Below are 22112 nucleotides of genomic sequence, written 5' to 3' on the forward strand. Positions count from 1 at the left end.
CACGGGCACAATGGGGGCCATGACCGCTTCCGAGACCGACGCCCAGCGCATCGCGCGCCGCTACCCGCCGAGCCGGACGCCGCGCTGGTTGTGGATCGTCGTCGCGGTCATGCTTGCCGGTGTCGGGGGCACGTGGCTGCTCTGGTCGGCCCTGTACGGGGCGAACCCGCCGATCAGCGCGAAGATCGTGTCGTGGACGGTGACGTCCGACCAGACCATGGACGTCCGCGTCACGACGCAGCGACCCGACCCGGGACGTCCGGCGGTCTGCACGATCACCGCCCAGGCGGAGTCGTACGAGACGGTCGGGCAGTACGACATCGAACTCGCGCCCGGCGCCGAGGAATTGGAGGACCACGACATCGTGATCCGGACGTTCAAGCGACCCACGTCGGTCAAAGTCCTCACCTGCGTGCCCCGCTGATAGGGTTGTGGGATGTCTGAAGCAGCACAGAACACCGTGTGGCTCACCCAGGAGGCGTTCGACAAGCTCTCCGGGGAGCTCGAGCAACTCAAGGGCGAGGGCCGCCGAGCTGTGTCGGCCAAGATCGCCCAGGCGCGCGATGAGGGCGACCTGTCCGAGAACGGCGGGTACCACGCCGCACGCGAGGAACAGGGCCAGCAGGAGGCCCGCATCCGCCAACTCGAGGCGATGCTCCGGGACGCCCAGATCGGCGAGCCGCCGACGTCGGCCCGCGAGGTCACCCCGGGCATGACGGTCACCATCTGCTACGACGGGGACGAGGACGACACGGACACGTTCCTGCTGGGCTCCCGCGAGCTCATGGGCGTGACGGACGCCGCCATCGAGGTCTTCAGCCCCCAGTCACCGCTGGGTGCGGCGATCCTGGGCGCCAAGAAGGGCCAGACGGTCTCCTACGAGGCCCCGACGGGCAAGACCATCGAGGTCACCGTGCTCCACTACGAGGTCTACACGGGCTGACGGACGCCTCAGCGCAACTTGTCCAGCAGGTCGGCCGCCACGGCGGGGGAGAGCTGTCCGGACGCCACCTGCGCCAGCACCTGGTCGCGGATCAGGTCGTTGTCCGCGGGGGCGGGGCCCGCGGCGTCCTCCATTGGGGGCGTCGTTGGTGTTGCTTGCTCGACGTCCTCGGTCGGGTCGCCGTTCTCCTCCTCGGTCGAGTCGCCGTCGGTGTCCGCCCCCGCGTCGGACGCCTCGCCCAACCAGCCCAGCCGTTCGAGCACGTCGTTGAAGCGTGCCCTGGCGGTGGGGTAACTCACGCCGAGGTGGCCCTGGAGCTCCTTGAGGTTTCCGCGCGAGGTGAGGAAGACCTTGAGCAGCTCATGGTCGGCCTCGTCCAGTCGGCAGTAGGGACAGGGCGCGAAGTGCCCCACCAACTCGGTGCCGCAGCTCGTGCAGCCCAGGCGAGTGGTGACGAGCGCCTCCCCGCAGACGGGGCAGTCGGCGGGCGCGCGGTGCAGCGGGTGGTGTCCGGGGGCCGTCACGCGTCGGCCCTCTTGACCGTCGCCGAGCCCATGACGACATCGAGGTCGAGGCGTGCTGCTCCGTTGCCGAAGACGACCTCGTCAGGGCTGCCCCCGTCGTCCGGCCAGAGCACCCGCCCCAGCTGGGTGGACGAGCGAACGGTCACGGAAGCCCGCTTGGCCAGCGTCAGCGTCAGGGCTCCGGACTCGATCTTGACCCGCGACCGTCCGACGTTGATGGGGCCCTCGATGCTGCCCGAGCCGGCCTGGATGAGGGCGTCCGTGACGCGACGGGCACCCTTGATGTCGGCGCCGCCGGCGGTCACCCGGACACGCCCCAGGAACGGGACGGCCGTAACCGCGAGGCTGCCCGCGGTGAGCTCGACGTCCACCTCGATGGCCGGGTTGACGCGGACGGTCAGGCCGCGCGCGAAGGTGAGCCCGCGCAGGTCGTCGAGGCTCTTGGGCGGGTTGATGACACTGAAGCCCTCCAGCTTGGGTCCCACCTCACCCTCGGCCGAGATCTCGAGCGATTCGCCGTGGCGGCGCAGCACGTGCTCGCCCGTGACGGACGCCGTGGCCACGGACGGGTCACCGATGACGGTGACCCGCCGACCCACGGCGCGGATGGTCACGCGGTCGGTGCCCTTCACGCCGGTCGGGCCGGCCGGCTCGTCGAAGGTCTCGTGTCCGCCGGTGCCCTGCGCACCGGCTCGGGCAGCCTCGATGCGGCGAGCCGCCTCGGCGGCGTCGATGGTGCCGGCCGCGAGGTCGGCGAGGATTTGCGTGAGATCCGGGTCACTCATGTCACAAATGGTAAGTGCGGGTTGCCATTTGTGGGAGACCAAGTCTCCCCTGATGCGGCCCTGGGGTTCAGTTCGCGGTGTGGAGGCCTGATTGATGGCTTGGGTTCCCGTACGCCACGGCCCAAGCAAATCCCCCGCCCGAGGTACGCCGGATGGGGAAGGGTCCGCCGGTTCAAACCGTGGCAGCTGTTCCGACCCGGCGCGTCCGTCGGCGCGGATGCTCTCAACCGGCGCAGGTGTTCTCAACGCGCGCACACGTGCGCGGCAGGAGCGGGGTACTCCCCTCGAGCGGAGTCCTGAATCCCACCGTGGTCAATGTTGGGAACCCGCGGTCGGCCCGCCGGGTCGGAACCCACACGAAAGGGATGTCAGCCAGACTCGGCCGGAACCACGGGGTCAGGGGTCCGCAGCGCACGCACGAACGCCACACCGAACGCCAGCACCGGGATGGCGACCAGAGCGCCCAGGATCCCGGAGATGATGCCACCCGCCGTGATGCCGACCAGCACGGCCAGCGGGTGCAGGTCGACCGCCGAGCCCATCACGAGCGGCTGCAGGAAGGTGCTCTCGATCTGCATGACCGCGATCACGGCCGCCAGCATGATCACGGCGGACACCCAACCATGGGTGACCAGGGCCAACACGACGGCCACCGCACCGGCGATGGTGGCCCCCAGGATCGGGATGAACGACAGGAAGAACGTCAACGCGAACAGGGCCGCGACGAGGGGCACCTGCAACAGGAGCGCCGCCAGGGCCACGCCCACGGCGTCCACGAACGCGACGATGGCGGCGGAGCGCATGTAGGCGACCAAGGACGTCCAGCCCCGGCGGGCGGCGCGGTCGACGGGGGCCTTGTACGGCCGGGGCATCAGCACCTCGACGGCCCCGGAGAAGATGCGCCGGCCCTGGTAGGCGAAGAAGAAGGTCGCGACGAGCGCCGTGGCCAGCCCGGCGAAGAAGCCACCGAAGGCCGCGCCGACCGAGGCCGCCGCGCTCGCCAGGGCGGACGCCTGGCCCTGCAGCCACTCCGTCCCTTGGGCGATCCACTCACTGAGGCGAGCATCGTCGATGCCGAACGGCAACGTCCCCAGCCAGGCGACCAGGGCCTGGAATCCGTCGCGGGACTGCTCGAGCAGCGCCGGCCACTCGGAGGCGACCTGCTGTCCCACGAAGCCGAGGAGGCCCAGGACGACGAGCACGAGCAACAGCAGCGACACGATGGCGGCCAGGGCGGGGGGCCAGTTCCACCTCCTGAGCAGTGCGGTGAGGGGGTTCAGCATCGCGGTGAGCAAGATCGCGATCCCCAGGGGGACGGTGAGCTGGGAGAAGTGGGCGACCACCTGGTACAGCGCATAGACCGCCGCGCCGATGAACAGCAGCCGCCACGCGTACCCCGCCGCGACGGTCACGCCGCGCGGGATGTCGGGTTCGAGGGACGCCCTCGTCTCGGTGGGAGGCGCTGCGACGGGTACTTGGATGATGACCGGCTCGGCCGGACGGTCCTCGGTGCCGAGGAGACGGCGGAGGGCTGGGATGAGCGACACGGGGTTCTCCTTCCGGGGTCAGCGTACCGGCGGCCCCGGTCAGTGACAGGGAGGCTAGCCTGAGCCGGTGACCGCTCGTCCGCTGACCGAACTCATCGCCCCCGACTGGGCCGAGGCCCTGGCCCCCGTCGCCGATCAGGTGGCCACGATGGGCCGGTTCCTCCGGGAGGAGGTGGCAGCCGGACGGCCCTACCTCCCGGCCGGGGAGAACGTCCTGCGAGCGTTCACGCGTCCGCTCGCGGACGTCCGGGTCCTGATCGTGGGCCAGGATCCCTACCCCACCCCGGGTCATGCGGTCGGGCTCTCGTTCTCGGTGGCCCGGGACGTCCGACCGATCCCCCGGTCGCTGCAGAACATCTACGCCGAACTGGACGCCGACCTGGGCATCCCGCCGGCCGAACACGGCGACCTGGGCGCGTGGTTCGAGCACGGCGTCCTGCTGCTGAACCGCTGCCTGACCGTGCGGCCGGGCGCGCCGGCCTCCCACCGGGGCAAGGGGTGGGAGGTCGTGACGGACGCCGCCATCGACGCCCTGGTCGCACGCGGTGGCCCCCTGGTCGCGATCCTGTGGGGCAAGGACGCCCAAGGTCTCGCGCCCCGGCTGGGTCACGTGCCGGTCATCGCGTCCGCGCACCCGTCACCCATGGCGGCCCGGTACGGGTTCTTCGGCTCGCGTCCGTTCAGCCGCGCGAACGAGGCCCTCGTCGCGCAGGGCGCCGAGCCGGTGGACTGGCGCCTGCCGTGACGGCGACCGCCCCCGCCCTCACTCCAGCAGGCCGAGGACCAGGTCGACGGTCAGGGCGTCCAGATCGTCGATGACCGCGTGCGCGCGGGCGAGGACGTCGTCCGCAGGCGGGTGGAAGCGCGGCGGCACCGCGACCACCTTCATGCCCGCGGCGAGCGCCGACCTCAGGCCGTTGGTGGAGTCCTCGATGGCCACGGTGGCCGCCGGGTCGACACCCAGTTGCCGGCAGGCCGCGAGGAAGCCGTCCGGGTGGGGCTTGCCACGCGCGACCTCCTCGGTCGACACGACGACGGCGACCAGGTCACGGACGCGGAGCAACTCCAGACCCACCTCGATCAGGTCGCGCGGCGAACTGGACGCCACGGCCAAGGGAGCGATCTCCGCCATCCGGTGCACGGCGTCCGCTGCTCCGTGCAGGACCGGGATCCGGCCCGCGCGGTAGGCGTCCGCCATGGCATCGATGGTGCGGCGGGCGGCGTCCTCGGGTGTTCCGGACAGGCCGACCGTCTCGACCAGGTAGTTGGACCACTCGGGTGTGCTCATGCCCATCATCGCCTTGGTGGCGTCCTCGGGCCACGGCAACCCCTCGTCGGCGGCCAGGCGGCGACGGACGACGTCCCACTCCTCCTCGGAGTCGGTCAGGGTGCCGTCCATGTCGAAGACCACGGCTTGCAGGCGCGATTCCATGGCTCCATCCAAGCAGAGGAGGAGAGTCACAGGCCCTCGGCGGCCCGAACCCGAGCCCTCGGCGCCGCGGACCGGAGCCCTCGGCAGCCCGAACCCGAGCCCTCGGCGGCGCGGACCGGGCAATTCGGCGGAACGCGAGCGCATCCCCAGGTGCCCGGCGAGAATGAGGGAACCGCCGGACGCGGCTCGCGCGCGTCCGCACCAGCGCACAAAGGAGACCTCCACGTGAGCCAGCGTCCCGAAGCCGCCCAGGTGCTCGTCGACTTCGTGCCCACGCAGAAGTACTTCGTGGGCATCGACTCCGACGGCTGCGCCATGGACGCCATGGACATCAAGCACCTCGAGTGCTTCACCCCCGCCTACATCAAGGGCTGGGACCTCCAGCCGGTCTCCACGCTCGCCCGTTCGACGGCCCTGTTCGTCAACCTCGGCTCGATCACCCGGGGCCTCAACCGCTGGCTGGCCCTCAAGCAGGTGCTCGACCTCCTCCGCGATCGCGTCGAGGTCGCCGAGCGCGGCGTGACCATCCCCGACTACCCGGAGCTGACCGAGTTCATCAACGCGCCCGGCTATCCGCTGTCCGACAAGGGCATCGCCCGGTACTACGAGGACCACCCGTCCGAGACCATCGCGCGGGCGATCGCGTGGGGCAACGACGTGAACGCCCGGATCGCCGACATGGTGCACAACGCCGGCCCGTTCGTGGGCGTCCTCGAGTCGATGCAGGCGATGCAGGCTGCCGGCGTCGACCAGATGACCGTGTCGGCCACGCCCCTGCACGCGCTGGAGTACGAGTGGAACGCCCACGGGCTGGCCCAGTACATGCAGGTGATCGCCGGCCAGGAGATGGGCTCGAAGGCCGAGCACGTCCAGTACGCCGCCAAGGGCAAGTACGACGACGACAAGATCATGCTGATCGGCGACGCCCCCGGCGACCGGGACGCCGCCGACAAGGTGGGCTGCCTGTACTACCCGATCCTGCCGGGCGAGGAGAAGCGCTCCTGGCTGCGCTTCAAGGACGAGGCCCTGGGCAAGTTCCTCGACGGCACGTTCGCCGGCGAGTACCAGCAGGCGCTGATCGACGAGTTCAACGCCAAGCTGCCCGGCGAGGTCCCGTGGGAGACCATCTCGGGCAACCGGACCATCACGATGCCGAAGGTGAAGTGACATGCCCGTTCTCGTGGACCTCAAGGCCGCCCCCTACAACCTCGACGAGGACCAGATCCAGTGGGTCGAGGACACCCTCGTCTCCATGACGCTGGACGAGCAGGTCGGCCAACTGTTCACCAACCTGTTCTTCTTCGGCGAGGACAGCTTCTCCGGCAACCCCTACACCGCCGAGCAGATCATCGAGAAGTTCCACATCGGCATGGCCCGCTACCACGGCGGCGTGGCCGCCAAGGTGCAGGACCTCCTCAACCGCCTGCAGACGGCGTCGAAGATCCCGATGATCATCGCGGCCAACTGCGACTCCGGCGGCAACGGTGCCATGAACGACGGCACCTACATCGCCTCGGGCGCCCAGACCGAGGCGTCCGGATCGACCGAGGTCGCTCACAACGCGGGCTGGGTGTCCGGCCGCGAGATGAAGGCCATCGGCGTGAACATGAACTTCGACCCCTGCGTCGACATCCTGTTCAACTGGCGCAACACGATCGTCAACACCCGCGCGTACGGCACGAACGCCGATGACGTCATCAAGTACACGACGCCGTTCATCGAGGGCCAGCGCGAGTCGGGCATCCTCACCTGCATCAAGCACTGGCCCGGCGACGGCACCGAGGAGCGCGACCAGCACCTCGTCCTCGGCGTCAATGAGCTGTCGGTGGAGGACTGGGAGGCCAGCTTCGGCAAGGTCTACCGCCACCACATCGACAACACCCAGGTCGAGATGATCATGGCCGGGCACATCGCCCTGCCCGAATACTCCAAGAAGCTCGACCCGAGCCTGGAGGACAAGGACATCCTGCCCGCCACGCTCGCCCCCGAGCTCCTCAACGGTCTGCTCAAGACCGAGCTGGGCTTCAACGGGGCGATCATCACGGACGCCTCGCACATGCTCGGCATGACCTCCGCCATGCGCCGCGAGGACTACGTCCCCGCCGCGATCGCCGCGGGCTGCGACGTGTTCCTGTTCTTCAACAACCTCGAGGAGGACTTCGGGTTCATGAAGGCGGGCGTCGAGAAGGGCGTCATCACCAAGGAACGCCTCGACGACGCGAACCGCCGCCTGCTCGGCCTCAAGGCCAAGCTGCGCCTCCACGAGAAGCGCGAGGCGGGCACCCTCCTCACCAAGCCCGAGGACCTGGAGGTCGTCGGTTGCGAGGAGCACCTCCGCATGCGCGCCGAGGCGGCCGACCTGGGCATCACGCTGGTCAAGAACACCCTCGACCAGCTGCCGCTCAACCCGACCGACCACAAGCGGATCCGCCTGTACCACCTGACCGGCGAGGTGGGCGGCATCACCGGTGGTGGCGACCCGGCGATGCTGAACAAGTACCTCGAGGTCCTCACCGAGCGCGGCTACGAGGTGACCGTCAACGACGGCACCACCCGGGTGAAGGGCCCGACGCTGAAGTACCGCGAGGACGTGGACGCAGCGCTCGTCATCGCCGAGGTCATCGGCTACGGCGCGCAGAACAACTACCGCATCCAGTGGAAGACCGCCATGAGCAACGAGGTGCCCTGGTACGTCTGGGAAGTGCCGACCTTCATGGTCAGCCACAACTTCACCACCCACCTCCACGACGCGACGATGGTCAAGTGCTACGTGAACGCATACCACCCCAACGACGCGAACGTGGTGGCGACGATCGACAAGCTCGAGGGCAAGTCGGAGTTCAAGGGCAAGCCCAACGACCTCGTCTGGGCCGACAAGTGGCAGGCCAGGCTCTGACATGACCCACGATCGATGGCAACGGGACCGGTTCTGGCAACCCGGTCCCGTTGCCGGGGGTGCGTGAAATAGAATCATCGGACGGCCCGTCGTCGGGCCAGTAGGACAACGGAGGTTGGCTGCCTGCGCGACCCACTGCCTGGCGGGACCCCGAGAAGCACGACATTCCGGAAAGGCTCCCCTTGTGCTTGCACCCTTGATGGTCTCCACCACCGTCTGGACCGCGACGATCATCGGCATCGTCGCGCTCCTGGCCTTCGACTTCATCTTCCACGTCCGCAAGGCCCACATCCCCACCATCGGCGAAGCTGCGAAGTGGACCGCCATCTACGTGTCGTTCGCGGTCGCGTTCGGCATCTTCGTCTGGGTGAACTTCAGCCCGGACTGGGGCATCCAGTACTTCGCGGGCTACATCACCGAGTTGAGCCTGTCGGTGGACAACCTGTTCGTCTTCCTCATCATCATGGCGAGCTTCAGGGTGCCGCGACAGAACCAGCAGATGGTGCTGATGTTTGGCATCGTGGTCTCCCTGATCTTCCGCACCGGCTTCATCTTCCTCGGCGCCGCCCTGATCAACAGCTTCGCCTGGGTGTTCTACATCTTCGGTCTGATCCTGCTCATCACGGCGGGGAACCTGATCAAGCCCGAGCAGGACGAGGACGACGAGGAGTCCTCCGAGGCGAACAACTTCATCATCCGTCTCGCCAAGCGGTTCATGCACACCACCGACTACTACGACGGCGACAAGCTGTTCACGATCCACAACGGCAAGAAGGCCATGACGCCGCTCCTGCTGGTCATGATCGCCATCGGCGGCACCGACGTGATGTTCGCGCTCGACTCGATCCCCGCGATCTTCGGCCTCACGCAGGAGACCTACATCGTCTTCACCGCCGTCGCGTTCTCGCTGCTCGGCCTGCGCCAGTTGTACTTCCTCATCGACGGCCTGCTCGACCGCCTGATCTACCTCAAGTACGGGCTCGCGATCATCCTCGCGTTCATCGGCGTCAAGCTGATCCTGCACGCCCTGCACGAGAACACCCTGCCGTTCATCAACGGCGGCGAGCACGTCCCGGTGTTCGAGGTCTCGACCGAGCTCAGCCTCGGCGTCATCGTCGCCACGCTGATCGTGGTCATCTTCTTCTCGTTGGTGTCCCCCAAGGGCAAGGCGCTCACGACCATCAAGAACACCCGCCGCCACGCCAAGCAGTACCTGGACACCGGTTTCGAGGCCGACCCCGACCAGCGCGAGAAGAACTACCGCCTGCTGCTGAAGGAGGAGGCCGCGCTGCTGGCCATCCCCGAGAAGTACAAGGAGGAGATCTACCGCGAGCAGGAACTCCTCGACCTGCTGGACGAGGCGCACGCCACCCACGACCGGTACGTGGAGTCCAACCCCGAGCGGTTCACCACCCATGACCGCCTGCAGGGCCAGGCCAAGCTGCACACCGACACCTACCGGCGTGCGGCGGAGGAGCCCTCGCAGGAGGGCTGACCCTCCTCTCCCCACGCTGGGGAGCTCTCCCCACACCGGGGAGGCTGCGGGGGACGGCGTCCGGGGGTAGATTCACCTCGGGCGTGGCGATCCCACGTCCCCCGCACCACAGGAGGATCGATGAAGAACCTGCTGTTGGCCGCTTCGCGCCAGCACACCGTGCGCGACGTGGCCACCCGCCTCCCGTTCATCCGGCGAACCGTTGATCGCTTCGTCCCGGGCGAGGGGATCGACGACGCGATCCGCGCCGTCCGTGAGATCAGCGCGTCCGGACGCCTCGCCACGATCGACACCCTGGGCGAGGACACCACCACCCGGACCGAGGCCCGGACCGCGACCGAGGCCAACATCCGGCTCGTGCGCCGGTTGGCCGACGCCGGCCTCACGGAGGTGGCGGAGGTGTCCCTGAAGGCCAGCGCCCTGGGACAGTCGCTCCCCGACGGCGCCGACCTCGTCCTGGAGAACGCCGGGCGCATCGCCGCCGCAGCGGCCGAGGCGGGCACCACCGTCACGTTGGACGCCGAGGACCACACCAGCACCGACGCCACGCACGCGCTGGTGGACGCGCTGCGCGCCGAGTTCCCCTCGACCGGCGTCGTCCTGCAGGCGATGCTGTTCCGCACGCAGGCGGACGCCGCGCACTTCGCCGGCCCCGGTTCCCGCGTCCGCCTGTGCAAGGGCGCGTACGCCGAACCGTCCGACATCGCCCACCAGTCCGCCGCCGAGGTCCGCGCGGCGTGGACCCGCTCCCTCGGCGTCCTCATCGCCGGCGGTGCGTACCCCATGATCGCCACGCACGATCCGGCACTGATCACCGCTGCGCTGGGGCAACTGCTCGTCGCGGGTCGCTCCGTCGACAGCTACGAGTTCCAGATGCTGTACGGCGTCCGCCCCGAGGAGCAGGTCAGGATGGCGCGCGAGGGCCACCGGGTGCGGGTGTACGTGCCGTACGGCGCCGACTGGTACGGCTACTACATGCGCCGACTGGCCGAGAAGCCCGCCAACCTGGCCCTGCTGGGGAGGGCGTTGGTGTCCCGCCGTTGATGTCCCGGAGCTGACCCTGAATTCCGGTGCCGCTCCCTTGAACTGGGGACGGACCCTGCGGAAAGGTCGTCCTGTCGTCCGTGCACAGGGCACGGCACCGGGCAAGGAGGAACCATGGGTCTCTTCGACATGTTCCGCCGCGAGAAGGACATCACGCGGTCGGCGCTGGACGAGGCGAACGCCCCCACCGGCAACGATGACGCTGTCACCAACCTGATCAAGCAGTTGACCGGCGTCGGCATCGAGGGCGTCCCCGGCTTCCCGGGCGCACGCAAGGTCGCCGAGGACGCGCTCGCCAAGTCCAACGGTGATGTCGAGGCGGCCGTGGACGACGTCGTCCGCCGGCACCTGGTGGGCGGTGCGGCCGGTGGCTTCGTCACCTCCTTGGGCGGCTTCCTCACGATGGTGGTCGCGATCCCGGCCAACGTGTTCGAGTTCTACGTCCAGGCCACCCGCATGACCGCGGCCGTGGCGCACCTGCGCGGCTACGACATCAGCGACCCGACGGTTCGCACCGCGGTGCTCCTGACCTTGGTGGGTTCCGACTCGGCGGACATCCTGACCAAGGCGGGCGTCGGCGTCGGTACGTCAGCGGCGCTCAACACGTTCGGCCGGAGCCTGCCGAAGTCGGCCCTCATGGTGATCCAGAAGGCCGTGGGGTTCCGCATCCTGCGATCGGTCGGCGAGCGCCTGTTCGCCCGCGTGGGCAAGCTCGTCCCGGTCGCGGGTGGCGTGATCGGCGCCGGAATCGACCTGGTGATGATGAAGCGGATCGGGGACCAGGCGCGGGTCGAGTTCCCGCTCACCCTCTGACCCGGACGCCGCCGGCCAGCCCCAGCCGTCGCCTCAGCCGTCAGCCCCTGGCGCGCGCCAGGCCGGCTTCGAGGTCGGCGACCAGGTCGGCGGCGTCCTCGATGCCCACCGAGAGGCGCACCAGACCGGGACGCAGGCCGGCGGCCTCCTGGACCTCCGGCGGCATCGCCGCGTGGGTCATCGAACCCGGGTGGCAGACCAGGGACTCGACGCCGCCGAGGGACTCGGCCAGCGAGAAGTGCCCCAGGCCGTGCACGAAGGCGGCCACGGCGGCCTCTCCCCCGGTCAGCTCGAAGGACACGATCCCGCCGAACCCGGACATCTGCCGCGCGGCCAACGCGTGGCCGGGGTGGGCGGGCAGTCCCGGGTAGTGGACCTTGTCCACGCCGTCCCCGAGGCGGGCGACGAGGGCGTCCGCCACGATCGCCGCGTTGGCCTGGTGCGCCGCCATCCGGACGCCGAGGGTGCGCAGCCCCCGCATGGTCAGGTAGGAGTCGAAGGCCCCGCCGGTGACGCCGAGGCAATTCGACCACCAGCGCATCGTCTCGAAGAGCTCCGGTGTGGCGGCCGAGACGACACCGCCGATCACGTCCGAGTGCCCGTTGAGGTACTTCGTGGACGACTGGACCACGACGTCCGCCCCGAGGGTGATCGGTCGCTGGAGGATGGGCGAGCAGAACGTGTTGTCGACTGCCACCAGGGCGCCGACCCCGTGGGCCGCCTCGCCGAGGGCCACCAGGTCGGAGATGCCGAGCAGCGGGTTGGACGGGGTCTCCACCCACAGCAGGGCCGGCGCCGCGGCAGAGACGCGCGCCGGGGCGTCCGGGGCGGTGAGGTCGAGCAGCTGCAGGTCGAAACCGACGCGACGCGCCAGCGCGTCCAGCAGGCGCCACGTGCCGCCGTAGGCGTCGTGCGGCGCGACGACGACGTCGCCGGCCGAGACCAGCCCCAGCACGACGGTGGTGATCGCGCCCATCCCCGACGCCGTCACGACCGACCCGGCGGCGCCGTCCAGCTCGGCGAGCGCATCGGCCAGGAGCGAGCGCGTCGGGTTGCCCGAGCGTGAGTAGTCGAACGCCCGGGGCTCGCGCATGCCGGCGAAGCGGTAGGTGGTCGAGAGGTGGATCGGCGGGACCACGGCCCCCTCGGCCACATCGGTGTCGATCCCGGCCCTGACGGCAGCGGTGAGCAACGATCGCTCCACGGGGTTCCCTTCGGTCGACGTGGGCACGATCATACGTCCCGGACTCTGGCGGTTCGCGGGGCGTTCCGGGTAACGTCCGTCCATGAAGCTCGAAGACGTGATCCGCAGCAAGGGCACCTCTGTCGTGACGATCTCGCAGACCGCCTCGGTGGCCGAGCTCGTCTCCCTGATGGCCGACAACAACATCGGCGCCGTCGTCGTGTCCGGCGACGGTCACCACATCGACGGCATCATCAGCGAGCGCGACGTCGTGCGTGGGCTCGCCACCAACGGTGCCGGCCTCCTGGACATGACCGTGGCCGACCTGATGACCGGCGAGGTGGTCGTCGGCCACCTCTCCGACGGCATCGAGGACACCGCCCACACCATGACCCACAAGCGTGTCCGGCACATCCCGATCGAGGTGAACGGCGAACTGGCCGCGATCGTCTCCATCGGCGACGTGGTGAAGTACCGCATCGACCAGCTGACCGACGAGCGCAACCACCTCGTCGACTACCTGCACAAGTGACCCCGGACGCCGGAGGGCTGGCCCGAGCGCTCGTGCGGGTGGAGGGCCACGTCCAGGGCGTCGGTTTCCGCTGGTGGGTGTCGCGCCAGGCCGGACGGCTCGGGCTGTCCGGCCACGCCGCCAACCTGATGAACGGCTCGGTCGAGGTCGAGGTGCAGGGCCTTCCCGCGGACGTCGACGCCTTGGTCGACCTCCTGATCGCCCCCAGGGCACCCGGCCGGCCCGGCCGCGTGACGGGCCACCTGGTCGACCGCCGCTCCCCTGACCCCTCCATCACGGGCTTCGACACGCGCTGACCCCGGGGGAACCCCTGCGGATGGCGTCCACCGGACGACGTCTCACAGCTGGCACACAGCTGACTCATGGCGAGCCGCCACGTGCACCTGCCACAGTGGGGGCATGACCGAACGCCAGCAGCTCACCCGGGCGGACGGGACGCCCATTCGCGTGCTCACCGTCGACGACGAGCCGGCCATCACCGAGTTGCTGGGCATGGCGCTGCGCTACGAGGGCTGGGAGGTGACCACCGCCAACTCGGGCCTGTCGGCCGTGCAGGCGGCCCGCGAGACGCGACCGGACGTCCTCGTCCTCGACATGATGCTCCCCGACTTCGACGGGCTGGAGGTCATGCGCCGGATCCGCGCCGAGCAGCCCGACGTGCCGGTCATCTTCCTGACCGCGCGTGATGCCGTGGACGACCGGATCAACGGACTGACCGCGGGCGGGGACGACTACGTCACCAAGCCGTTCTCCCTGGAGGAACTGGTCGCCCGCCTGCGCGGCCTGCTGCGCCGTTCGGGAGCGACCCTCGTCAAGCCCGGGTCGCAACTGGTGGTCGGCGACCTGTCACTCGACGAGGACTCCCACGAGGTGACCCGCGCCGGGGAGGAGATCCAGTTGACCGCCACGGAGTTCGAGCTGTTGCGCTACCTGATGCGCAACCCGCGACGCGTGCTCAGCAAGGCGCAGATCCTCGATCGTGTCTGGAGCTACGACTTCGGCGGACAGGCCAACGTCGTCGAGCTGTACATCTCGTACCTGCGCAAGAAGATCGACGCTGGGCGTGAGCCGATGATCCACACGTTGCGGGGCGCCGGCTACGTCCTGAAGCCGGCCGGCTGATGACGTCGCCGGAGCACCCGTCCCCGCTCGGCGCTGGCACGCTGAGCCGGCAGCTCATCCTGGCCACGACCGCGCTCGTCGCGGTGATCGCCATCCTGCTGTCGGGGCTCACCGCGCTGTCGATGCACCGGATCCTCGAGGGCCAGATCGACGCGCAGATCGTCGACTCGGCCGGCCGGTTCCGTGGCGACTTCACAGAACGAGGGCGTACCTTCGGCCAGCCCGGGGGGCCCGGCCAGCAGCAGGGCCTGCTGTACTACGTCCAAGGTGTCGACGGGATCGTGCAGGAGGGCCGCGACCGGGAGCGCCTCTCGGACGCGGTGCGCGCCCAGCTGGACGGGCTGGTCCCTTCCGACAGGCTGGTCACCCTCGACCTGGCCGACGGCCTCGGTGAGTACCGTCTCTACGCGACCAGCATCATCGGCGTGGCCAACGGCGTGCCCGGCACCTACGTGCTCGTCACCGGCCAGTCGACGTCCTTCGTGAGGACGACGATGGCGTCGCTGCTGGTCGCCGCGACCGTGCTGACGCTGATGGTGATCGTGATCGCCTTCCTGGCGGCCCGCACCCTGGTCGAGCGCAGCCTCCGCCCGCTCGCGCGCCTGCGCGCCACCGCCATCCAGGTCTCCAGCCTGCCCCTGCACTCCGGCGAGGTGAGGGTCCCCGTGCGGGTGCCGGACGCCGGCGTGGACCCCCGCAGCGAGGTCGGCCAGGTCGGACTCGCGTTCAACCACATGCTCGACAACGTCGAGGGGGCACTGGCCGCGCGTCAGAGGTCCGAGACGAAGGTCCGCCACTTCGTCGCGGACGCCAGCCACGAACTCCGAAACCCCCTGACGTCCATCCGCGGCTACGCCGAACTCACCCGACGGGAGCGTGACGCCGTCCCCGAGACCACGGCCCACGCCCTGACCCGCATCGAGTCGGAGTCTGAGCGCATGTCGCGGCTCGTCGAGGACCTGCTGCTGCTGGCCCGTCTCGACTCCGGCCCCGAGTTGGCTGTCCTGCCCACCTCCCTCAACCGGGTCGTCGCCGACGCCGTGTCGGACGCCCGGGCCGCGGGCCCGGACCACGTGTGGACGCTGTCGGTGCCGGACGACGACGTCGTCGCCCTGGGCGACCGGCACCGCCTCACGCAGGTCGTGGCGAACCTGCTCGCCAACGCGCGAACCCACACAGCGCCCGGCACGCGGGTCCACGCATCGGTCGCCACCGACGGGCCGGACGCGGTGATCACGGTGACCGACGACGGGCCCGGAATCCCGCCGGAGCTCCAGGAGCGGGTGTTCGAACGCTTCACCCGGGCGGACTCCAGCCGCGTCCGATCCGGAGCGGGAGGCCAGTCGACCGGGCTGGGCCTGGCAATCGTCGCCGCCGTCGTCGCGGCGCACGGTGGGCGTGTGGGCCTGAGGTCACAGCCGGGCTGGACGGAATTCACCGTCCGGATCCCCCTCGCTGCTGGGGCCTGACCCCCGCGCGGACGGACACCGGTCCACAAGGGGGTGGGTTCCCCGGGTAGCCTCTGGCGGGTGATCATCACCTTCACGGCGAACCCCAGCCTTGATCGGAGTGCGCCCCTGGCCGGCGAGCTGCGCACCGGCCAGGTCAACCGGCTCGGACAGGTCTACCGACTCGCGGCGGGCAAGGGGGTCAACGTCAGCACTGCGGTCTGGGCCGCGGGTCACCCCACCCTGGCGATCGTCCCGGTCGACAGCAACGACCCGCTGGCCGAGGCGTTGCGGGACCGCGGCCTCCCCACCCGGATGGTCCCCGTCGGCCGCCGGGCCCGGACGAACCTGTCCATCACACACCCCGACGGCACGGCGACCCGCTTCCACGAGCCCGGCGAACCGCTGACCCCCGAGAACCAGACCGCGCTCATGTCGGCGCTGCTGGCCAGCGTGCCGGGCGCCTCGTGGCTGGCGCTGTGCGGCAGCCTCCCACCCGGATCCCCCGTGGACTGGTACGTCAAGCTCGGGGCGCTGGCCCGCTCCGTCGGGGTCAAGGTGGCCGTCGACGCGAACGGTCCGGGCCTGAGCGCGGTCGTCGCCGACAACGGCTCCACCCCGCCCGACCTCATCTCACCCAACGCAACGGAGTTGCAGCAGGTCACGGGTCGCCGGGTCCGCCTCGGGCTCGACCACGACGACCTCGAGCCTGCCATCGAGGCGACCCTGGACCTGCGGCGTCGCGGCATCCCCTGCGTGCTGTCCACGCTCGGCGAGCACGGCGCACTCCTGTCGTGCGAGGACGGCCTCTGGCACGCCGAGCCCGAGCCCGTCCAGACCGTGTCGATCGTGGGTGCCGGCGACGCCGCCCTCGCCGGGATGCTGCTGGCCGACGCCCAAGGGCTCGACCGGGCCCAGAGCGTGAAGCGGGCCGTGGCCTACGGCACCGCCGCGGTCCTCATGCCGGGCGCCGAGGTGCCCACCCCCGCGGGGGCGGACGCCGTCGCCGTGTCGGTGCGCCGACTGGCCTGAGCGGCCGGAGGACTACCAGCGCAGCACCCGGAGGGCCTTCAGGGCGGGCGTGACCAGTGACACGAAGCGTTCGTCGGAGACCAGGTCCCCGGCGTTCAGGTGCAACCAGCGCTGGGTGGCCACGGTCTGCTCCTCGGTGAACCGCAGCAGTCCCTCCGGGCCCTGCCGGCGTCCCATCCCGGAGTCACGGAACCCGCCCATCGGCGCCGCCAGTGAGGAGAACGTGGCGGCGTACGCCTCGTTGACGTTCACCGAGCCGCACCTGAGCCGGGACGCCAGGGCGCGGGCCCGCCGGACGTCCCGGCTCCACACGGAGGCGTTCAACCCGTAGGCCGAATCGTTGGCCAGGGCCACGGCCTCCTGCTCGGTGGCGAAGGGGTACAGGGCCACCACCGGCCCGAAGGTCTCGGACCGGTGGCACTCCATGGACTCCGTCACCCCTTCGAGGAGGGTGGGTTCGTAGCACCAGGGCGCGAGGTCGGGGCGGGGACGCCCGCCGACGAGCACGGTGGCTCCCTTGGCCCGGGCGTCCTCGACGTGCGCGGAGACCTTCTCCACCTGGGCGGCGCTGCTGAGGGTGCCCATCTGGCCGCTCCACTCGAGGCCAGGGCGCAGGTCCAGGGCTCCTACGGCGCTCACCAGCTTGTCGCGGAACGCCTCGTACACCTCCTGCGCGACGTAGAGGCGCTCGAAACTCACGCACATCTGCCCGGCGCTGCCGAAGCAGCCCCGGACGGCGCCCCGGACGGCATCGTCCAGGTCTGCGTCGGCGAGGACCAGGAAGGCGTTCTTCCCGCCCAGTTCGAGCGAGGCGCCGACCAACCGCTCGCCGGCCCGCGCGCCGATCCTGCGCCCGGTGGCGGTCGATCCGGTGAAGCAGATGTGGTCCCCGCGCTCGACCAGCGCCTCCCCCACCATGTCGCCGGGCCCCGCCACCACCTGCCACACGTCGTCGCCGACACCGGCGCGGCGCAACAGGTCCACGCCCGCGAGCGCGGTCAGGACGGCCTGGCTGTCGGGCTTGGCGACGACGGTGTTGCCCGCAGCCAGGGCGGCCACGCCGTCGCACATGGCCATGGTGATCGGGAAGTTCCACGGGGAGATGACCGACACGACCCCCACCGGGGGGTGGTGCACGTCGACGCGTGTCACCAGGGGGAAGACCCCCCGGCGACGCTCCGTGCGCAGCAGGCCGGCGGCATGCCGCCCGTAGTAGCGGGCCGTCAGCGCGAGGTGGTGGATCTCCTCCGTGGCGTCCCGGCGCGCCTTGCCGGACTCCACGACGATCAGGTCGGCGAGTTCGGCCTGGTGGTCCAGCAGCAGGTCGTGGAACCGCAGCAGGCGGCGTCCACGTTCGGACGCCCCCAGCGCGGCCCACGCCGGCTGGGCGGCGCGGGCGCGAGCGAAGGCGGCGTCCACATCGGCGATCGTCGACTGGGGGACGGACGCGAGGGGGCTCCCATCGAGCGGGGAGACGGTGTCATGGGTGGCGTCCGGGGTGGCGCTCAGCAGCGCGAGGAGGCGCTGCACGGTGGCGGTGGTCACCAGGCGGGTGGGGTCCGTGTGGGTCGCTGGCATGCAGACAGCCTATTCTCGCTCGTGGAGGGCCCGGGGTGGCCCGGGGAGGAACACGAGCACGTGGCCGAGAAGCTGAAGCGCGCGACCCAGATCATGGCCCTGCTGGCCCGACACGCCCGTCCGGGGCTGTTGGCAGGCCCGGCGGACGACCTCGTCCCGGTGGAGGCCCAGACCTCCGATTCGGGGTCGGGAGGCGACCGGCTGGCGTCCGACCTCGAGGCCATGGGGCCGACGTTCATCAAGTTCGGACAGCTCTTGTCGACCCGCTACGACCTGCTGCCGCCCGAGTACACCGACGCCCTCGCGCGGCTCCAGGACAGCGTGGACCCGGTCCCGGCGGAGCAGATCCGGGAGCAGATCGAGGCCGAGCTCGGCCTGCGCGTGCGCGACCTGTTCACCGAGTTCGACGATGAACCGCTCGGGTCTGCCTCGCTCGGGCAGGTGCACCGGGCCCGGACCGTCACGGGCCACGACGTGGTGGTGAAGGTGCTCCGGCCGGACGTGCGCGAGATCGTGCGCGACGACATGCACCTGCTGGAGAAGGTCGCCTCGCTGGTCGACGCGAAGACCCCGGCCGGACCGCGCCTCGGGACCGCGGCCCTGCTCGCCCAGTTCCGCCGCTCGCTCGCCGACGAACTGGACTACCGCAAGGAGCTGGCCAACCTGCAGCGCTTCCGTGCCCTGGCCGAGGGCGAGGACGACCTCGTCGTCCCCGAGCCGCTCCCCCGGTTCAGCACCGCGAAGGTGCTGACCATGGAGTACCTCCTCGGCCGCAAGGTCACCGACGTGGGCCCGCTCGGCATGCTCGACGTGGACGGTCCGGCCCTGGCCGAGTCGCTGTTCCGGTTCATGTTGCGCACGCTCCTGAACGAGGGCCTGCTGCACGCCGACCCCCACCCGGGCAACCTCCTCATCACCCCCGAGGGACGCCTCGCCATCATCGACCTCGGCATGGTCGCCCGCGTCCCCCGCCGCGTGCAGTCGCAGCTGGTCAAGCTCCTGCTCGCCATCGGCGAGGGAGACGGCGAGCAGGTCGCCACCATCCTGGCCTCGATGGGACACCCGCTCCCCGACCACGACCCGGCGGCGTTCCGTGACGAGGTGTCCCACCTGGTGTCCTCGACGCTGACGCTGGGCTCGGAACTGCAGGCCGGTTCCGTGCTGGTCGAGCTGGCCCGGTTGTCCGGGACCCATGGGCTGCGTCCGCCCGCCGAGATGTCGCTGGTCGGCAAGGCCCTGCTGAACCTCGACCAGGCGGTCATGCACCTGGATCCGACCTTCTCCCCCGGCGAGGCGATCAAGCAGAACGTGCTCACCCTGGTGGGTGCCGGACTGTCGGTCTCCCCCGGCACCGCCATCGCGGGGGCGCTCGAGGCCAAGGAGTTCGCGGAGAACCTGCCGCGCCGCGCCAACCGGGTGCTGGACGCGCTGGCGGACGGCGAGTTGGGCCTGCGGGTGGACGCCTTCGACGAGGACCGGCTCCTCGCGGTCGCGCAGCGGCTCGCGAACCGGGTCACGATGGGGATCGTCCTGGCCGCCATCACCGTGGCGGCCGCCCTGATGATGCGCACCGAGGGCGGCCCGCGCCTGTTCGGCTACCCAGCGCTGGCGATGGTGTTCTTCCTGGTCGCCGCGCTCAGCGGCCTGGGGTTGGTGCTCGGCATCTGGCTCACGGACCGCCGGACGCGCAAGCGCGCCGAGGCGCACGAACGCAACCGCGCGCACGGACGGAGCGACCTCGCCGGCTGATGTGACAAACGTCACGGGGAACCGGTGACGCCCCGCACTGGGAAGGGAGCCGTCCCGGGCCGAGGGTGGAGGCATGACCACGACAGCCACCCACCCCGGATCCTCCACCTCCCCTGGAGCCTCCTTCGCGCCGGCCGCGTTCGCCACGTCCGTCACCCCAGACCGGGCCCCTGACGAGGCCATCGTCCTGGCCGGCGTCCACCGCCGCTACACCACGGCATTCCGCGTCCACCCCCTGACCGGACGCCGCGTCCCGAGCGCCACGTTCGAGGCGGTCCGCGGCGTCGACCTGGCCGTCCGCCGCGGCGAGTTGTTCGCGCTGCTCGGCACGAACGGCGCGGGCAAGACCTCCACCGTCGAACTCGTCGAGGGGCTTGCCAAGCCGTCGGCCGGCAAGATCGAGGTCCTGGGCCACGACCCGTTCCGCGAGCGTGACAGGGTCCGTCATCGGACGGCCGTCGTCCTGCAGGACTCCGGCTTCCCCTCGTCGCTGACCGTCATCGAGATGGCCCGGCTCTGGCACGGCACCCTGTCCCGACCGCTTCCCGCCGACGACGTCCTCGCGGCCGTGGACCTGGCCCGGCGCGCCGACCTCGAGATCGCCAAGCTTTCAGGCGGCGAGCGCCGCCGTCTCGACGTGGCGCTCGCGCTCATGGCCGACCCTGAAGTCCTCATCCTGGATGAGCCCACCACAGGCCTGGACCCCGAGAGCCGACGGGCCATCTGGACCCTGGTGGGCGCCCTCGTGGACCGGGGCACCGCCGTCCTGCTCACCACCCACTACCTGGAGGAGGCCGAGCAACTCGCCGACCGCATGGCGATCATGCACGACGGTCTGGTCGCACGTGAGGGGACGCTGGGCGAGATCGTCGCCGATGCCCCCGCCCGCATCTCCTTCGCGCCGCCGTCCTCATTGTCACTCACCGACCTGGACGCGCCCGGCGCCCTGGTCACCGTGGGCGACGAGGTGCTGATCGAGACGCCGACCCTGCAACAGACACTCGCCCGCGTGCTCGCCTGGGCCGGCGGCGTCCCCCTGGGCTCGCTCAAGGCGCGCGCCGCCTCCCTGGAGCAGGTCTTCCTCTCCATCGCCGACCAGCCGACCACAACCACTCCGGAGAACTGACATGACCGCCACCACCCTCGTCACCCGTCCGGACGCCGCGGCGTCCGCCCCCACACGCGGGAACGCCCGGCGCCGCTTCGGCGCCCTCGTGGCCGCCGAGACGCGCATCCTCACCCGCAACAGGACCGCCCTGTTCACGGCGACGGCGCTCCCGATCCTGATGGGGCTCATGTTCACCGGACTGGCCCTGGACCGGACCGCCATGGGGGTGGCCCTCACGACCGTGCTCGCCTCCAGCTCGCTGATGTTCGTCGTGTACTACACGATGGTCACCTCGCTGGTGGCACGCCGGGAGCAGCTCGTCCTCAAGCGGCTGCTGGCCGGAGAACCCACCCCCCTGGAGATCCTGCTGGCGCCGGCGGTGCCGCTGTGGGTGCTGTTCGCGCTCCAGTCGCTGGTCGGTGTCGCGGGAGCCGTGGCACTGGGCACACCCGTGGCCCACCCGTGGGCGCTGGTGCTGGCCCTGGTGGGCGGCGCCACCGCCTGGACCGGCATCGCGATCGCGAGCGCGACGCTCACCCGCACCGTCGAGTCGGCACAACTGTCGACGATGCCCCTGATCCTGGTGTCGATGCTGCTGTCGGGGACCTCGCTGCCCTTGGGCATCTTCCCCGCCGTCGTACAGCGGATCGCCCACTGGCTGCCCATGACGCCGGTCGTCGACCTGATCACCCTCGCCTACACCGGGGCGGGCATCGACGGCACCGTCCTGACCGGCCCCGGTGAGCTGGCGGTCGCCACCCTCGGCATGCTCCTCCCCCTGGCCGGGTGGACCGCCCTCGGTCACCACGGCGTCCGCACGTTCCGCTGGGACGCCCGCGGATGAGCCGCGGGAGCCATCGCTACGCTGGCGCCGAAGGAGG

Annotated in this window: 22 protein-coding genes; 16 read left to right on the plus strand and 6 right to left on the minus strand. The window is 70.5% G+C overall.

The features are described 5' to 3' along the window. Window positions 1-19 precede the first annotated feature (19 nt). A complete protein-coding gene (locus tag AC5YDV_RS02555; RefSeq protein WP_496181957.1) occupies window positions 20-424 on the plus strand; it encodes a DUF4307 domain-containing protein in 405 nt (134 codons plus the stop codon). A 12-nt stretch (window positions 425-436) separates the two neighbouring features. Then, a complete protein-coding gene (greA, locus tag AC5YDV_RS02560; protein ID WP_496181956.1) occupies window positions 437-943 on the plus strand; it encodes a transcription elongation factor GreA in 507 nt (168 codons plus the stop codon). 8 nt (window positions 944-951) lie between these two features. On the opposite strand, the gene AC5YDV_RS02565 is transcribed toward greA, so the two are convergent. From AC5YDV_RS02565 to AC5YDV_RS02575, 3 genes are all read right to left on the minus strand, one after another. Then, a complete protein-coding gene (locus tag AC5YDV_RS02565) occupies window positions 952-1467 on the minus strand; it encodes a DUF2089 domain-containing protein (RefSeq protein ID WP_496181955.1) in 516 nt (171 codons plus the stop codon). After that, window positions 1464-2252 carry a hypothetical protein gene (locus AC5YDV_RS02570; protein WP_496181954.1) on the minus strand — a complete coding sequence of 263 codons (789 nt, stop codon included), beginning with the start codon at window positions 2250-2252 and terminating at the stop codon, window positions 1464-1466. Before AC5YDV_RS02570 ends, AC5YDV_RS02565 begins: the two co-directional genes overlap by 4 nt. 368 nt (window positions 2253-2620) lie before the next feature. Beyond that, window positions 2621-3799: an AI-2E family transporter gene (locus tag AC5YDV_RS02575; protein WP_496181953.1), complete on the minus strand. Its 1179-nt coding sequence runs from the start codon at window positions 3797-3799 to the stop codon at window positions 2621-2623. A gap of 67 nt (window positions 3800-3866) precedes the next feature. Between AC5YDV_RS02575 and AC5YDV_RS02580 the strand changes: the two genes are divergently transcribed. Further along, the gene (locus tag AC5YDV_RS02580; RefSeq protein WP_496181952.1) at window positions 3867-4544 is read left to right on the plus strand and encodes a uracil-DNA glycosylase; all 678 of its coding nucleotides are present in this window, start codon (window positions 3867-3869) and stop codon (window positions 4542-4544) included. Window positions 4545-4562: 18 nt separating this feature from the next. Here the strand turns inward: AC5YDV_RS02580 and AC5YDV_RS02585 are convergent, their stop codons facing one another. Then, the gene (locus AC5YDV_RS02585; protein WP_496181951.1) at window positions 4563-5231 is read right to left on the minus strand and encodes an HAD family hydrolase; all 669 of its coding nucleotides are present in this window, start codon (window positions 5229-5231) and stop codon (window positions 4563-4565) included. 225 nt (window positions 5232-5456) lie between these two features. Between AC5YDV_RS02585 and AC5YDV_RS02590 the strand changes: the two genes are divergently transcribed. From AC5YDV_RS02590 to AC5YDV_RS02610, 5 genes are all read left to right on the plus strand, one after another. Beyond that, a complete protein-coding gene (locus AC5YDV_RS02590; RefSeq protein WP_496181950.1) occupies window positions 5457-6398 on the plus strand; it encodes an HAD family hydrolase in 942 nt (313 codons plus the stop codon). A gap of 1 nt (window position 6399) precedes the next feature. Beyond that, window positions 6400-8127: a glycoside hydrolase family 3 protein gene (locus AC5YDV_RS02595; RefSeq protein ID WP_496181949.1), complete on the plus strand. Its 1728-nt coding sequence runs from the start codon at window positions 6400-6402 to the stop codon at window positions 8125-8127. Window positions 8128-8311: 184 nt separating this feature from the next. Beyond that, window positions 8312-9622: a TerC family protein gene (locus tag AC5YDV_RS02600; protein WP_496181948.1), complete on the plus strand. Its 1311-nt coding sequence runs from the start codon at window positions 8312-8314 to the stop codon at window positions 9620-9622. 120 nt (window positions 9623-9742) lie between these two features. Then, window positions 9743-10666 (plus strand): proline dehydrogenase family protein, encoded by a 924-nt coding sequence (locus AC5YDV_RS02605; RefSeq protein ID WP_496181947.1) that lies wholly within the window; start codon window positions 9743-9745, stop codon window positions 10664-10666. A 114-nt stretch (window positions 10667-10780) separates the two neighbouring features. Beyond that, window positions 10781-11479 (plus strand): EcsC family protein, encoded by a 699-nt coding sequence (locus AC5YDV_RS02610; RefSeq protein WP_496181946.1) that lies wholly within the window; start codon window positions 10781-10783, stop codon window positions 11477-11479. A 40-nt stretch (window positions 11480-11519) separates the two neighbouring features. On the opposite strand, the gene metB is transcribed toward AC5YDV_RS02610, so the two are convergent. Beyond that, the gene (gene metB / locus AC5YDV_RS02615; RefSeq protein ID WP_496181945.1) at window positions 11520-12683 is read right to left on the minus strand and encodes a cystathionine gamma-synthase; all 1164 of its coding nucleotides are present in this window, start codon (window positions 12681-12683) and stop codon (window positions 11520-11522) included. 82 nt (window positions 12684-12765) lie between these two features. On the opposite strand from metB, the gene AC5YDV_RS02620 reads away from it, so the two are divergent. From AC5YDV_RS02620 to AC5YDV_RS02640, 5 genes are all read left to right on the plus strand, one after another. After that, window positions 12766-13194 carry a CBS domain-containing protein gene (locus tag AC5YDV_RS02620; protein ID WP_496181944.1) on the plus strand — a complete coding sequence of 143 codons (429 nt, stop codon included), beginning with the start codon at window positions 12766-12768 and terminating at the stop codon, window positions 13192-13194. Continuing rightward, window positions 13191-13490: an acylphosphatase gene (locus tag AC5YDV_RS02625; RefSeq protein ID WP_496181943.1), complete on the plus strand. Its 300-nt coding sequence runs from the start codon at window positions 13191-13193 to the stop codon at window positions 13488-13490. The genes AC5YDV_RS02620 and AC5YDV_RS02625 overlap by 4 nt, the downstream gene beginning before the upstream one ends. Before the next feature lie 103 nt (window positions 13491-13593). Beyond that, a complete protein-coding gene (locus AC5YDV_RS02630) occupies window positions 13594-14316 on the plus strand; it encodes a response regulator transcription factor (RefSeq protein ID WP_496181942.1) in 723 nt (240 codons plus the stop codon). Further along, window positions 14316-15785, plus strand: a complete 1470-nt coding sequence (locus AC5YDV_RS02635; RefSeq protein ID WP_496181941.1) for a sensor histidine kinase — start codon at window positions 14316-14318, stop codon at window positions 15783-15785. The genes AC5YDV_RS02630 and AC5YDV_RS02635 overlap by 1 nt, the downstream gene beginning before the upstream one ends. A 60-nt stretch (window positions 15786-15845) precedes the next feature. Continuing rightward, window positions 15846-16796, plus strand: coding sequence for a 1-phosphofructokinase family hexose kinase (locus AC5YDV_RS02640; protein ID WP_496181940.1), 951 nt, complete (start codon window positions 15846-15848; stop codon window positions 16794-16796). Between the two features lie 12 nt (window positions 16797-16808). Here AC5YDV_RS02640 and AC5YDV_RS02645 read toward each other — a convergent pair whose 3' ends face one another. After that, a complete protein-coding gene (locus AC5YDV_RS02645; protein ID WP_496181939.1) occupies window positions 16809-18374 on the minus strand; it encodes a succinic semialdehyde dehydrogenase in 1566 nt (521 codons plus the stop codon). A 60-nt stretch (window positions 18375-18434) separates the two neighbouring features. On the opposite strand from AC5YDV_RS02645, the gene AC5YDV_RS02650 reads away from it, so the two are divergent. The 3 genes from AC5YDV_RS02650 to AC5YDV_RS02660 all read left to right on the plus strand — a co-directional run bounded on the left by AC5YDV_RS02650 (window position 18435) and on the right by AC5YDV_RS02660 (window position 22075). Then, window positions 18435-20123 carry an ABC1 kinase family protein gene (locus AC5YDV_RS02650; RefSeq protein ID WP_496181938.1) on the plus strand — a complete coding sequence of 563 codons (1689 nt, stop codon included), beginning with the start codon at window positions 18435-18437 and terminating at the stop codon, window positions 20121-20123. Window positions 20124-20196: 73 nt separating this feature from the next. Further along, the gene (locus tag AC5YDV_RS02655) at window positions 20197-21249 is read left to right on the plus strand and encodes an ABC transporter ATP-binding protein (protein WP_496181937.1); all 1053 of its coding nucleotides are present in this window, start codon (window positions 20197-20199) and stop codon (window positions 21247-21249) included. Between the two features lies 1 nt (window position 21250). Then, window positions 21251-22075, plus strand: a complete 825-nt coding sequence (locus tag AC5YDV_RS02660) for an ABC transporter permease (RefSeq protein WP_496181936.1) — start codon at window positions 21251-21253, stop codon at window positions 22073-22075. The last annotated feature ends 37 nt before the right edge of the window (window positions 22076-22112 follow it).

The sequence above is a fragment of the Propioniciclava sp. LT432 genome, assembly GCF_059515965.1.

Excerpts from the sequence above, each read along its gene's own strand:
- AC5YDV_RS02620 (WP_496181944.1), top strand. The coding sequence starts at position 12,766 with ATGAAGCTCGAAGACGTGATCCGCAGCAAGGGCACCTCTGTCGTGACG.
- AC5YDV_RS02645 (WP_496181939.1), bottom strand. The coding sequence starts at position 18,374 with ATGCCAGCGACCCACACGGACCCCACCCGCCTGGTGACCACCGCCACC.
- greA (WP_496181956.1), top strand. The coding sequence starts at position 437 with ATGTCTGAAGCAGCACAGAACACCGTGTGGCTCACCCAGGAGGCGTTC.
- AC5YDV_RS02635 (WP_496181941.1), top strand. The coding sequence starts at position 14,316 with ATGACGTCGCCGGAGCACCCGTCCCCGCTCGGCGCTGGCACGCTGAGC.
- AC5YDV_RS02595 (WP_496181949.1), top strand. The coding sequence starts at position 6,400 with ATGCCCGTTCTCGTGGACCTCAAGGCCGCCCCCTACAACCTCGACGAG.
- AC5YDV_RS02655 (WP_496181937.1), top strand. The coding sequence starts at position 20,197 with ATGACCACGACAGCCACCCACCCCGGATCCTCCACCTCCCCTGGAGCC.
- AC5YDV_RS02630 (WP_496181942.1), top strand. The coding sequence starts at position 13,594 with ATGACCGAACGCCAGCAGCTCACCCGGGCGGACGGGACGCCCATTCGC.
- AC5YDV_RS02660 (WP_496181936.1), top strand. The coding sequence starts at position 21,251 with ATGACCGCCACCACCCTCGTCACCCGTCCGGACGCCGCGGCGTCCGCC.
- AC5YDV_RS02570 (WP_496181954.1), bottom strand. The coding sequence starts at position 2,252 with ATGAGTGACCCGGATCTCACGCAAATCCTCGCCGACCTCGCGGCCGGC.
- AC5YDV_RS02610 (WP_496181946.1), top strand. The coding sequence starts at position 10,781 with ATGGGTCTCTTCGACATGTTCCGCCGCGAGAAGGACATCACGCGGTCG.
- AC5YDV_RS02605 (WP_496181947.1), top strand. The coding sequence starts at position 9,743 with ATGAAGAACCTGCTGTTGGCCGCTTCGCGCCAGCACACCGTGCGCGAC.
- AC5YDV_RS02555 (WP_496181957.1), top strand. The coding sequence starts at position 20 with ATGACCGCTTCCGAGACCGACGCCCAGCGCATCGCGCGCCGCTACCCG.
- AC5YDV_RS02585 (WP_496181951.1), bottom strand. The coding sequence starts at position 5,231 with ATGGAATCGCGCCTGCAAGCCGTGGTCTTCGACATGGACGGCACCCTG.